This is a genomic window from Saccharicrinis aurantiacus, assembly GCF_947489045.1.
Classification (GTDB): Bacteria; Bacteroidota; Bacteroidia; order Bacteroidales; family Marinilabiliaceae; genus Saccharicrinis; species Saccharicrinis aurantiacus.
In genome coordinates this window covers 103,996-117,820 of record NZ_CANLCN010000011.1, presented here as the reverse complement: position 1 = coordinate 117,820, position 13,825 = coordinate 103,996, and the positions used below count along the sequence as shown (strand labels likewise).

Genomic DNA, 13,825 nt, shown 5'->3' with positions numbered 1-13,825 from the left:
TTAATGCCTTTTTTTATGAATATTAAATCATCAACCAGGTATTTTATTTACATTCTTTCCTTTTTCCTTTTTGTAAGTAAAATAGTAATTGCAGCAGATATTTCTACAGAAAATTCAGTAGTTCAGCTTGTAGATTCACCACAAACTTGGTATGCCGTAAAATCAGGAGTTTGGTCTGATTGGGAAACATGGACACTTGATCCTTCGGGTAACTTGCCAAGTAATTCACTCCATGAAATACCAGGATCAGAAGATAATATTGTAATCCACTCAGGGAAAACGGTTAGTATTCAACAATCAGATGGTTTAGTTATTTGTAAACGTGTAACGGTATCTGGTCGCCTTGATTTAACAAATACGAGTATAATTAATTCCTTTTCTGAAATTAGGGGGGCAGGGCGTATTCTATTGGCTTCAGATAGTTTCCCCTTGGGTGATGCCTCACATTTTAATTCCGAGGCAGGCAAAGGCACTGTTGTTTACGAAGGAGGCTCCTATAGTCTTAATTCTAGTTATACCTTCTACAATTTAGAGGTAAACCTTGATAATTCAAGTAATACGATTACTTTGTTGAATGATTATACTCTACAAAACTCTTTAATAATAAACTCAGGTAACTTATCTATTAATGATAATGCTTCAGGTAATACGATCCAAGTTTCTGTTGGTAATGATTTGCAAGTAAAGGCATCGGGTAAAATATCCGTTGGGGAGGGTAATACAATAGCTTCGTATCAAATACCTAATAATTTGCCTCCATTGGGCGAGTATCATAATTTATACCACCGTTTAAGTGTGGGTGGCGATTTATTAAATGAAGGATCAATTGTATTGAGCAATAGAGCTTATCCTGTTTACGATCAATTGGCGAGTAATGGTGCTGCTGTGCTCGAATTTACGGGTGAAAATAATAATAATGCAATATTAAAAGGCATCACTAAGTTACACGGACTTATTGTAAATAAAGGGATTGATAAAACATACAAAATAGCGATAAATTCAAGTGATGAAGATTATCTGCACCTTTATGGCGAAAACTGTTTAGGACGTAATACATCATTTCCATTTACTACGGCCAATCCTGAAGTTAGAAAAGCGTTATGGATTAGAAATGGAACTTTGGAACTAACAGGTAACATTCTATTACCAAGTTTATCCGAAGGAAATAAAGGAGGTGGTAATGGCGATTTTGCTATTGGTGCAAATGCCCGATTACATATTGCTTCTGATAATGTTAAGGTATATAGCACTGCCATTGCTCAAACAGATATACCAGGAGGTATGGCTCAAGGGATTTCTACATCAGGTAGTCACCAGGCTCTATCTGTATTTGGAGAATTACAAATAACCAATGGTTTATTAGATACACGTAATAGCGCGGGCTTAATCTTTTGGGGCGATGCAAACGGACAATTGAAAATGGAGGGTGGCGAACTACATGTAGGTCAGTTCCGCAGCCAATCTGGAGCATCAGGTGTTGTATCGTATATTCAATCTGGTGGTGAGGTTAATATTTGGGGTAATACAAAAAGTGCAAGTATCAGCGAAACCTTTCCTTTATTCGGACTGGATAGTGAAAATTCTGTAATTCAAATGAGTGGAGGAGAGCTAACTATTAATGATGCAATTGGAGGCACAGTACCTGATTTTAGAGTTTTATCAAAGGAAGGGAATCATGAAATTACAGGAGGTTTAATCAATATTGCAATGGACGATTCTGAAGATTTTGATTTTCAATCGACAGTGCCATTATATAACTTTACCTTACAAAGATTTGAAGCTAGTTCTGTTGATGTGACTCAGAAAATGGATAAAGCTTTCCGCTTAAAAAGCGAACTAATAGTTCTTCACGATCTAATTCTCGAAACGCCTAGTCATGTAAGTGATACCTCAGCAGAAGTAGTACGATTTTGTCATGATGGAAACGATGTTACAATAGGTCGTAATTTATATATTGGCAGAGGCGCCGTTTATCAGTGGACAGATGGAGATGGTGAATCATGGAGTGCTGGCGAAGACACTAAGAATTCGACCATATTTAATGGAAATGAAAATGGAGAACTATATTATACTTGGTACGATGATAAAGAAAATCATCAGGAACAGGTTTTCTGGAATCTTGTTGTAGATAAAAGTAATGATGCTAAATTGGTTCTTGCATCAGATGACTCGCGTTATTCTAATAATCACACATACAATAGTTTGTTTAGAACGCATGGCGAATTGAGCGTTGAAAATGGTACTCTTGATCAGGATTATTGGGTGGGTCGTGTAAAAGGATCCATTGTTAATAAAGGAGTACTGTTTACATATGACCATACAAAAGCCAGCACCGATGATAAATATCACCGCGCATATCTAGAAATAGGCGTGGCACAAGCTAATATTGAAACAGTTGATGGAGCAGAGTTTGGGCATATTAAAATGGCTTCGGATGGAGGTTTACTTTCTTTTAGTTCGGATGTTTATGTTAAGCGATTGGCCTATAAAACTGATAAAACAGGTGGAAGAATAAACATAGGTACACATAATCTGAAATTAGATTACTTTTTTGCATACACTAGTAACACCGGTAATAACAGTACGTCAGTAGCTACTAAGTTAGGCGCTTTTAATGATGAAAACCTCATTTATTCCGATGGTAATGCATCCGATGGTGGGTTAAGCCTTTTAGTTAGCGGAAATGGTGATTATGGTTATTTGATTGGAGTTTCCCAAAAACTAACTCGTACTCAAATGGAAGTCACTAATTTTAGTGATAGCGGTTATGTTACCATGATACCAGTAAATGAACAATTACAAACTACAAATTTAGATGGTGGAGATTTGTTAAATTACTATTGGAAGGTTGACTACGAGGGTTTCACCCAATTGCCAACTGTGGCTTATTTATTTCAATACAAACAAAGTGATGTAGTTGGTAACGAATCTAAATATGCATCAGGGAGAGTATTATCTGAAACACCATACACTCGATCAGGTGGAGGCACTAAAAATGTTGTTAAAGGACCTAACTTAATTTGGTTTGGTGTGCGAAATGGTGAATCTCCATTTGAATTAGAGAAGGCTTGCTATACTGCAGGTGCCGTGAATCGCTTTATAGGAAGTCCGGAGGTGTATTACTTAAATGCAGGTTCGGGTTATAACAATATGTGGAACGATGCTGATAATTGGACCACAGATAAAGAAAGGTTAAACACCGCAACAGATTATCCGCAAGCTGGAGACATAGCCATAATGCGCCGACAAGGAGATACCTACAGTGGCTTAGTTACTATTGATGATGAAGTTGAGGTGGCTAGCATAATTTTTGACGAAGATGAATACACAGCTTCAGGTTGTCCGCGTATCATATTTACGAACAATAATTATTACGATAGTTATAAATCGGTATTGAATACCATTGAAGTTGCAGATACACACTTGGGAACTTCTGTTCTTGAGTTTCAGCTTGATGAGAATTATGCCCAGGAATGGCCAGAGGGCGATTTTGGTAATGTAATGAAGAATGAAGAAGCATTGGTTATTTATGCTTGGGAAGGCGCTGTATCAAATGCAGATATCACCCTTTCAGATGCGCAAACAGATTATCCGGCCCTATGGTTCTCAGGAGGTAATAATGTGCGCAATATTAATTTCCCGAATACTGACGTTAATGTAAACGGAAGCTTTAGATTGCCACATAAAGTGATTGTAAGCACAGGTGAGGGTGATATAAATATTAAGGGCAATTTAGTTCTAGGGCATGCATCTTACAATAATGGTAAATTCATTTTCTCCAATACAAACGGTGCAGCAACGAATGTTACTGTTGATGGAGATCTTATTTTAAAGAATAAGAGTACTAATGCAGAAAATTCTTTTATTGGATTGGAGTCTTCCGCTACTGGAAATTTGCATCATAAGCTGAATATAAAAGGAAATATATTAATAGAATCAGTAAAGAGCGAAATCAATTTAGGATCAAGTACCAATAATACTTATATAACACTAGAACTATCGGGAGAGGGTAATCATAATTATACTGATGAATCAGAATCTATAACACCAATGTTTTCTAAAGTAATTATTGATAAAGGCGGATCTCAAGAACATTCATTTACATTTAATAATGCCTTTCAATTAACCGGCGAAGTAAATGGAGACTCTGAGGATAAAGCATTTTTATTAAAGAGTGGGTCGGCAATTTTTAATAACCCATCAATTGCACTCGCTTTAAATAAAGGAGGTGAGGATTTTAAAATTCCTGCTGAAGCAGCTTTAATTGTAAATGGAGGTAACTTAAGTTTCTATGGTGATGATAGTGGTATCTATTTAGATGGTTTACTAAAGGCCGGTAGCATGGTAAATGCTTCAGGAACACAAGTTCCGGGTGTTATCTTAGTTAACGATGATATGGCGGCTTTATTTGGTGATACCCCAGGTAATGGCAATAATTATATAGAGTATTCTGCATCAGGGTCAGCAACTATTGATGTTGATGGAGGTATGCTACGCGTGGGTTCTCAAGTTAGAAGAGGCTTAAATTCTGAGGAAGGTGTGCTTACTTATATTCAAAAAAGCAATAGTGGGGTTGTTATTGGCGATGGAGGTATCCCAGATAACAATAGAGGGGTATTTGAAATTTTAAACGCAGGAAGTAGTTTTACTCAAGAGGCAGGAGATTTAATTATAGCTAATGCAGCCAGTGGATCAAATGTGGCATCTCTGTACTTTAATCCAGATTTGTGCAGTATAAGTGAATCAACAAACATAAGTATCGGAAATTCTACCAACAGCGGTACGTATAATTTATATATCAATAAAGAAATAGAGAACCTACAGATTTTAGGAGAGAATACTACTGCAAAATTAATGGTGGTGTCCTTACATACAAACAACCTAACAATAGGTCGTAATAATAGTGGTGTTGCCGAATCATCAAATTTTGATGCCAATGGCTTAGATGTTACTATAGAAGGTAATTTTACTAATCATGGGAATTATATCCCGTCAGGAAATACAAGTATTTTTAATGGTGAATCGGAGCAATATATTGCAGGTTTGTCACCAACTTCGTTTGCATACTTACAAAAGGATAATACAAACACATTACAGTTAAGTCAATCTATAATAGTTAGTAATGATATTGAACTTTTGGTAGGTATTATTTCTGATAATGGGAATAGTATTCAGGTGAAAGGAAACGTTTATAATTATGGAGAGTTTGCTCATGCTACTTCAGGAGAAGGCCTGTTCTTTAATGGTGATGATCAACAGATTATTGAAGGTAATGGTGGTATTTATGGTAAAATTACCATTGATAATTGGGATGCCAATAACCTTTCAGGGGTAAAACTTAATACTAATACCGATTCAATAATTATTAAAAACGAACTGTGCTTTAAAGAAGGTGTATTTGACATTGGTGAGAATTTACTCGTAATGAATGCAGAGGCAAATTTTGTGGCAGAGAATACAATGGGAGCCAAATCTATGGTGCAAACCAATGCGTCGTTTACCGATAGTGGAATAAAAAAACATTTTAGCCCCGGAACTTATCCTTCTTTCGAATTTCCAATTGGATCAGACGGAAAGTATACTCCAGTAATAGCACAAATTAGTAATATTGATGGAACAGAAAGCGCTATTACTATTAAGGCAGCTAACGAAATGCATCCTTCTATTCAGGAGGATACAGAGGATCCTGATTATGAAATTGAAGACACCAAGAATGCGCTTAATTATTATTGGAGCGTTCGTACCGAAAGCATATCATCATTTAGTGGAACGATAAAAATGTACTTCCAAGATGAAGATGTTTTGATAAATAATGCCAATGGTTCTAACTATTCTTCGTCTGATTATATTCCTGCCCGATTGCTTAGTAAAGATATCTTATGGAATAAATATGATTGGGCTAATTTTAAAGAAAGTGAATCATACATGCAGTTCGAATTTGTTAGCGTTAGTTCAGCTGAAATAAATGGAGATTATACGGCCGGAGTACAACCAAATACAGCAACTCGTAATGGAGCAATCCCTGATAAAGTTCCCGTTTACGAATCGCTTAACTCTGGTACGTGGTCTTCTCCTTCTACTTGGGCTACCATTCCAAGTGGAGGAACAGTTCCTATTGGAGGACCTGTAGGTGCCAAGGTGATTATTAATGAGGGACATACCGTAAGTGTTGCTCAAAATTATAAATCATCCTATAAAACTGAAATTTTAGGTACCCTTGATATAGGTACTAGTTATGGAAACAGAATTGGTATTGTTGAAGGAACAGGAACCTTAGTTAGTGATGCGGAGACCTTACCAGCTGGTTTTTACGAATTATTCTTTTCTAATGTAGGAGGTACGCTTGAGTACTCAGGTTCTAATTCTTATGATATACTAAATAATATTTCAAGTATCAATAACCTTAAAATAAGCGGTACTGGTAACCGACGATTGCCTAATGTAGATATTGAAGTAAAGGGCAATTTAATTATTGATGGTACTTCCGCATTGCTCCTCGTTAAAAATGAGCACAACCGAAATATTGAAGTATTAGGAGATATTGATTTTTTAAATGGTTCTATTGATTTTGGAAGTACTGTGGGCGAAAGAGATCCCGTGGTTTTACTATCGGGTAGCCAGATACAATATGTAAAGGGTACTCAAAACTATAGTAATTCTAGTTCATTAAATAATTTACACGTTAATAATACTAAGGGTATAATTTTTCAAACCAACGTTGAATTGCGTAATAATCTTATATTAGAAAATGGAATTGTTTCCACGGCAGGTGATGCAATGCTTACATTATTATCATCACTAAATAATATTGTCGATGGAGCCAGTAATAGTTCATTTATAAATGGACCTTTACAAAAACAAATGGAATCGGGTAGTAGTTTTGTCTATCCTGTTGGAGAATCTAATACGTATTCGCCCACAAGCATAGCAACAGCTAATAATTCATCGGGATTATGGGAATTGCAATATTATAATACATCACCTGATAACCATACTAGAAACATGGACACTAAATTGTTTAGTGATCCGATAGAATATGTGAGTCACCAAGAATTTTGGCGCATTCAAGCACCTAATGCAACTGCAAAAGCACGCACTACTTTTATATGGGGAAGTCATAGTGGTATTGATAAATCTACCCTCGTTATGGGAGAGTGGGTGCCTGCAGGAGCAGATGGAATTTGGCAAGAGTTGGAGTGTGCAACTCCAACAGGTACTGATAATTCAGGTTCAATAGCTACATTAGATACAAATACAGCTCTGCGATGGAGTAATGAGGGTAGCTATTACACTTTTGCATCAAACGCATTAGCACAATTTTTATGGATTGGCACTAATAGCAATAATTGGACTTTAGCAAGTAATTGGAGTACCAATGAAGTACCGACATCGAGCTCTGACGTTTCAATAAAAACAGGAAGCAATTATAATGCACATATAAAAGGTGAGGTTCAAGTAAATAATTTAAATATTATAAGCGGAACGTTAACTGCCGAAGCCGGAAGTAAAGTAACCATAAACGGTAATTTATTGGGTATTGATAACGGTTTTACAATTGAAAATACAAATTTATTGCCATCCTCATTAATAGTAAAAGGATCATCAGAACCACAGATTACTTACAAGTGGGGATTAGAAAACCTGCGTTATTGGTATATTGGTATGCCTCTTTCTGGTGTTACAATGAGTCATTTTAACCAATCATTGGCTCAAGATGGCAACGCTTACGTGTTATATCACTATTTAAATAATTGGATTTCGATTGGTAACAATAATGCTTATACATTTTATACTGATGGTATAGATAGTTCGTCTCCTTTAGAAGGATATTCGCTTAATATAAAAGATGCCGCTTCAGTATTAGAATATTCGGGCACGCTAAATTCTAAGGCATCTTATAGTAAAAAAGTAAGCAATGCAGGATGGTATCTTATGGCTAATCCATATAGTAGTTATATTGATATTACAAAAGGTGTTACGTTTAATAGCTTTGTTAAATCATCCTATGTTCGAACAAATTTAAGCGCAGATGTAAGAGGATTCGCAACCTATAATGTACATTCAGGTCTAGGTCAGAATGGAGGAACCAAGTATATTATTCCGGGGCAGAGTTTCTGGCTTAGAACATATGTTGCAAATCAAACCTTATCTATTGCATCAAGTTCTCAATTGCATCACCCTACGCAGTTAGAGCTTAAAACAGCTTCAGTTAATGATGTACTGAGACTTCAACTCGAACAGAACATGCAAAAGGATGAATTGGTATTGGCCTTTAGAGAAGAGGGTAGTTTTGTACAAACAAAGTATGACTCAGAAAAGAGAATGGGGGATAGCAATGCAATTAATCTGTACACTAAAAAGGAGGATAAATTATTAGCCATTAGTGTTTATCCTGAGTTAAAGGATTCTATTATAATTCCACTCGATTATAGTATTGTTGATATAAATACTGACCTAAGTATTTCTGTTATTAACATAGCTGAACTGCCAACAGGTTGGACGGTTAAAATAAGGGATGTTAAAACAAAACAGGAGGCAGAATTAAAGCAGTCTTCAAAGTATGAAATTAATGCTCCTACGGCAACTGGTGAACACTTAGAGTTGATTGTTACTAATACTTCAATTCCCACTGATATAACCGAGCCTACAGTACCTTCAGAGAATAAAAATATAGTAATAGAAGGGCAGGATAATCTTGTGAGAATAAAATTAGGCGCTGCATTCTCAGAAAATGGATTACCTACAAAATACACGATTTATGATATAAACGGAAGGGTTCTTTTAACAGATATATTTACAGGATCAAGTTGCGAGGTGAGATTAACAGGTACTAGAATGTTAATTGTTGAAGTAATTAATGGCTCAGAAGTTTATAGGCAAAAGGTAATTATCTAGTAGATACAATCATTCAATATCAAACTATAAAAACCATTTATGATTACACATAATTATGATGAGGTAAATAATTTATTGGATCTTGTATTTATTGGAAAGAATGGTTTATCGGAGGTATATAAAGCTATAGATTTTATTATGGACCTACCTTTGATGCAAAAGAATCTTTATGTACGAATTATTATTCAGAAGGATAGTTTTGGGTTTGGAGTAAAAGAGTTAGCTAGTATACTTAAATATAACAGGAGAATTACTTTAAAGTATGAAAAGGTCATTGCAGCATTGGTAGTTAATGATCCTGTACAAACAGCGATTTCATATTTATTTAGGGATGGATTAGAAGGTTTAAACTACTACTGTAGAGTTTTTTCATCTTTTAAAGCAGCGACTAGATGGCTGTATATTGATATTAAACGAAAATGCTGAAATAAGTTCAATTAATAATTAGGTAAAGTGCCACCAAACGGATTATTCTCTGCAGATTCTTCTGAATTAAATATCCCGGGATTATTTTCCTCCGAAACAGTTTTAGCGAATGGATTAGGATCAGTTGGATCTACCGGAGGTAAACTAGCCATAACATTAGAAATTGTATAGTCAATCTCTATGGTGTTTATTTTTGGGCCTGTATATTCCTTCTTTATTCGCATTTAATAGTGTTTAAGTTTAATGCGAAAGTAGATAATCAGAATGGTTATAGATAGGGCTTGTTAACCCTTTGATAACCTGTGTGTAATATAAAAAATGAATAAGGTTGTTAATTTATATTATTGATAGGTCATTTAGTATCCTTTATAGGAATTAATAAATACCACCAATAAAGCAATAGTCTATCTTCTTATTCTTCTATCCGTAAATCAGTGCAGTTTTAGCGTTTACCAGTATGGTGCCATTTTCTGATTTTGTTTGAATATTTAGCCCTAGTATTAGGATTAGTTTAATTTTTAAAATTGCTTACGTTGCATCATGATATGCAAACAAAATACTTTAATAAATTGTTATAGGACAAAAAGTTATTAACTCATAAATTTTAAAACTATGAAATTGTATCATTTGAGCTTTGGATTAATCACCCTACTAGTACTCGCCTCCTGTAATAACGATAAAGATCCTGCCGAAGAACCAGCTACAAAAGCAAATATAATTGGCTCTGTAAACTTGTATGATGAAGGTGTTACACAAATCGATAATTCAGGTATGACAATTCAAGTCGAGGGAACAGAAATCTCTGCAACAACGGATGCCGATGGTGATTTTACACTATCTGATGTGCCCTTTGGGACTTATTCGCTTATCTATGAGAAATCAGGATATGGTACATACAAAAAGTTTGGAATTGAACACAAAGACACAGGTTCTTCTACAAAAATTATTCAAAACCCATCACTAGGGGAAACTTCTACTACTCAAGTTACTTTGCTTTCAACGAGTGTAATTGGAAATGACATTCAAGTCTCAATTACCACTGATCCTCCTGGAAATAACCAGAACGCTCGATATGTTCGATACTTCCTTTCTATAGATTCAAATGTTAGCAATGAAAACTATTCATATTACTCACCCGGCCTCGTGTCTCATAATAATCCACACTTAACTACTCTTTCACAAAGTGATTTAATTAGTGCTGGTTTTTCTACCGGTCAAACCGTTTATGTGAAAGCATATGGAGATTCATTTTATAGTAATGAATATGATGATTCTGATTTAGGTAGAAGGATTTTTTCAAACCTAAATACAAACGCTGCTGCTGCTGTATCATTTGTTGTACCATAATGAATATTATCACTTAACAACCTTAACTAGCATTGCACAAGAACTACTTATTACTTTAAAATATTAGTACTTATGAAAAAAACAATTAAATCAATTTCCGGGCTAGAAATTCTAGATTCACGAGGTAATCCTACGGTTAGGACTTATGTAGAATTAGAAGATGGGACAAGAGCTACATCTTCGGTTCCTTCTGGTGCTTCAACAGGTCAAAACGAGGCAAATGAATTGAGAGATGGTGACAAAAGGTATGGTGGAAAAGGAGTTTTAAAGGCAGTTGCAAACGTAAATGGTGCTATTGCAAAGGCTTTAATTGGGAAAAATGCAATTGACCAAAAGGATATTGATTATTCAATGATAGAACTAGATGGTACCGAAAATAAATCAAAACTTGGTGCCAATGCAATTTTAGGAGTGTCAATGGCTGTTGCTAGAGCAGCTGCAAAATCGAGTAACATTCCTTTATATGAGTATCTTGGAGGAACAGGGGCAGTTCGAATACCTGTGCCTTGTATGAATATTTTAAATGGTGGAGAGCATGCCGATAATAGTGTAGATTTCCAGGAGTTTATGCTTGTTCCTCATGGGGCTCAATCTTTTACAGAAGGTTTACGTTATGTTGCAGAAACTTTCCATGTATTAAAAGGAATCTTAAAGAAAAAAGGATTGGCTACAAGCGTAGGCGATGAGGGTGGATTTGCCCCCAACTGCGAAAGCAATGAAGCTGCCATTGAATTAATAATAGAAGCTATTGAGAAAACGGGTTATAAACCGGGCGTCGACCTCTCCATTGCTATTGATAGTGCAGCAAATTCCATTTCGCCAGATTTAGACAATAATTACAATTTAGCATGGTCTGGTAGAGGTAAAATGACAACTGATGAATTGATTAATCTTTCTGAAGATTGGATTAAGAAATATCCGATTATTTTATGGGAAGACCCTTTGAGCGAAGGTGATTGGGATGGTTTTGCAGCATTCACAAAGCGTTTTGGCGACAAGATTGAAGTTGTGGGAGACGACATTTTTGTTACCAATACAAAATATATCTCAAAAGGTATTGAGAAAGGTACTGCAAATTCGGCTCTTATTAAACTGAACCAAATTGGTACCGTAACTGAAACTATCGAAGCTGTTAGAATGTGTCGTGAGGCAGGTTGGAGGTATTTTTTATCGCACCGTTCAGGAGAAACTGAAGATACATTTTTGGCAGACTTTGCTGTGGCGATGGATGGAGGACATCTAAAAACAGGTTCGGCCTGTAGAGGAGAAAGAATTGCAAAATACAATCGATTATTAGAAATAGAGCATGAGTTAAAAGGACGCTCTGAATACCGTTGGAAATAACTTCTATATTTAATTAGAATAATTGCGGTGTTTGTAAGACCCTGCAATTATTCTGAATATCTAATATGCATTCATTTTTATTAACTTGAGATTGAGTTCTATGCGGAAACTTCCTGGTAGACAATTATTACATTATCCTTTAGATTGCACCATGCGTAAATATAATTGTTCTACTTTTTCACGTGCCCAAGGCGTTCTTCTCAGAAACTTGAGGCTCGATTTTATTGAGGGGTCAAAGTTGAAGCATCTAATATTGATTACCGCACCAAGTTGATCCCAATCATATTCCTCAACCAATTGTTCTAGCATATCTGCTAATTTTACACCATGTAAAGGGTCCTTATTTGTATTTTCGCTCATAGTTGGCAATATAATAGATTTTATAGAAGAGACAAGTACATACCGTAATCGGTGCTATGTTATTTGTCAATTATTCAAGCTTTCACGTTTAATTTAAATGCTAATTATCTAACATTAATAGGGTTTTTGTAATATCACCACTAAGTCTTAAAAGCTCATTTTCATTAAGCTTTACTGTATATAAGGCATCTAAATATCTGTTCGATGCTTCAGCATAGTTTGTTTGCATTTGTCTGAACTCTATAAAATCAGATCGCCCAACTTTATACCTATCCAAGGCAATGGTGGCATTTTGCTCCGCAATTTTTCTATTGTCACTTTCAAGATCTACTAATATTAGGTTGTTTTGGTAGTTCTGGTAAGCCAAAATAATTTCGTTCTTAAGCTGTAATTCTCTTTCTTGCATTGCCAATAGGCTGTTTTCGTGTTCTATTTGTGCCACCTTTTTTCTGCGTTTTACATTACTTCCATCATAAATATTCCATGATAGTGTAAAGGCATAAGACAGACCAAATTCTTTACTTAATGAGAGGTTACCATATGAGGCATCTGAGTACATATATCCATAATCAGCAGCAAAGTTAAGAGCCGGAAACTGTTCTGCTTGCACCTTTTTTATGCCTAAATAGGCGATGTTTTGTTCGCGTTGTGCTACTAATAAAGATGGATTATTGAGGCTTGAACGCATAATCACATCTTGAAGGTTTATCAGCTCAAGCACCTTAAGTGAATCATTAGTATTGTACGATACATTTAAATCGGCTTCAACAGCAAGCATGTTCAGCAAAGTGATCTTTTGTTGTTTTACCAAATTCTCTTGTCTGATTAATAAAGATTTATCCGCATTGTAATCCACTTGCGCAGCTAAGTGCTCTTGATACGAAGCTCTTCCGGCATCATATTTATCTTTCACAATCTTTTTTCGCTGATCCGATACTTCAAGCACTTCCTCTAATACTTTAAGTTTGGATTCTTCCACTACAATTGAATAATGCAAATCACTTACTGAAGCCACAATATTATCAATGGCAATTTTAGCAGTAAATTCACCCATTTGCTCAAACTCATTTAATTGTTGTTTACTCACAAACATTCCCATACCATCAAACAACGTCCAGTTTAAACCGCCTCTTAGGTCAAAAACATCTCGCTTACCATCTTCAATAGTTCTGATCTCATCGCTATTAAAGAATTTTTGCTCCACATCTTTATGTGCTGAAGAGTATGACGATTGAACACCAATGGTGGGTAAAAATCCCGCATTACCAAGGGTGTTATTGGTTTTATTAATCTCCATGTTATTGTTATTAATTCTGATGGAGAAGTTATTTTCTAGTGCTGTTGCAAGTACTACTTTTAAGTTTAAACTGTCATTTAAATCTTGTGCTAAAATAGGGGCACCAATAATAAATGATACTATTATTGTACTTATTGTTTTATAAAGTTGCATAGT

General features: G+C 35.4%; 7 protein-coding genes. 4 read left to right on the top strand and 3 right to left on the bottom strand.

Annotated elements, in window-relative coordinates:
* The first annotated feature begins 15 nt into the window (after window positions 1-15).
* Together QMO11_RS13795 and QMO11_RS13790 are read left to right on the top strand one after the other, a co-directional pair.
* Window positions 16-8,895, top strand: coding sequence for an autotransporter outer membrane beta-barrel domain-containing protein (locus tag QMO11_RS13795; protein WP_282037815.1), 8,880 nt, complete (start codon window positions 16-18; stop codon window positions 8,893-8,895).
* Window positions 8,896-8,934: 39 nt separating this feature from the next.
* Window positions 8,935-9,321, top strand: coding sequence for a hypothetical protein (locus tag QMO11_RS13790; protein WP_282037814.1), 387 nt, complete (start codon window positions 8,935-8,937; stop codon window positions 9,319-9,321).
* 11 nt (window positions 9,322-9,332) lie between these two features.
* Here the strand turns inward: QMO11_RS13790 and QMO11_RS13785 are convergent, their stop codons facing one another.
* Window positions 9,333-9,545 carry a hypothetical protein gene (locus tag QMO11_RS13785; protein ID WP_282037813.1) on the bottom strand — a complete coding sequence of 71 codons (213 nt, stop codon included), beginning with the start codon at window positions 9,543-9,545 and terminating at the stop codon, window positions 9,333-9,335.
* Between the two features lie 388 nt (window positions 9,546-9,933).
* On the opposite strand from QMO11_RS13785, the gene QMO11_RS13780 reads away from it, so the two are divergent.
* Window positions 9,934-10,668, top strand: a complete 735-nt coding sequence (locus QMO11_RS13780; RefSeq protein WP_282037812.1) for a carboxypeptidase regulatory-like domain-containing protein — start codon at window positions 9,934-9,936, stop codon at window positions 10,666-10,668.
* Between the two features lie 72 nt (window positions 10,669-10,740).
* Entirely contained in the window at window positions 10,741-12,012 is a 1,272-nt protein-coding gene (gene eno, locus QMO11_RS13775) for a phosphopyruvate hydratase (RefSeq protein WP_282037811.1), read from the top strand.
* A 132-nt stretch (window positions 12,013-12,144) separates the two neighbouring features.
* On the opposite strand, the gene QMO11_RS13770 is transcribed toward eno, so the two are convergent.
* On the bottom strand, window positions 12,145-12,372 hold the full coding sequence (locus QMO11_RS13770; protein WP_282037810.1) for a VF530 family protein: 228 nt from the start codon (window positions 12,370-12,372) through the stop codon (window positions 12,145-12,147).
* A gap of 100 nt (window positions 12,373-12,472) precedes the next feature.
* Complete coding sequence (locus QMO11_RS13765; RefSeq protein ID WP_282037809.1) at window positions 12,473-13,822, bottom strand: TolC family protein; 1,350 nt, start codon at window positions 13,820-13,822, stop codon at window positions 12,473-12,475.
* Between the last annotated feature and the right edge of the window lie 3 nt (window positions 13,823-13,825).

Excerpts from the sequence above, each read along its gene's own strand:
- QMO11_RS13795 (WP_282037815.1), top strand. The coding sequence starts at position 16 with ATGAATATTAAATCATCAACCAGGTATTTTATTTACATTCTTTCCTTT.
- QMO11_RS13790 (WP_282037814.1), top strand. The coding sequence starts at position 8,935 with ATGATTACACATAATTATGATGAGGTAAATAATTTATTGGATCTTGTA.
- QMO11_RS13785 (WP_282037813.1), bottom strand. The coding sequence starts at position 9,545 with ATGCGAATAAAGAAGGAATATACAGGCCCAAAAATAAACACCATAGAG.
- QMO11_RS13780 (WP_282037812.1), top strand. The coding sequence starts at position 9,934 with ATGAAATTGTATCATTTGAGCTTTGGATTAATCACCCTACTAGTACTC.
- eno (WP_282037811.1), top strand. The coding sequence starts at position 10,741 with ATGAAAAAAACAATTAAATCAATTTCCGGGCTAGAAATTCTAGATTCA.
- QMO11_RS13770 (WP_282037810.1), bottom strand. The coding sequence starts at position 12,372 with ATGAGCGAAAATACAAATAAGGACCCTTTACATGGTGTAAAATTAGCA.
- QMO11_RS13765 (WP_282037809.1), bottom strand. The coding sequence starts at position 13,822 with ATGCAACTTTATAAAACAATAAGTACAATAATAGTATCATTTATTATT.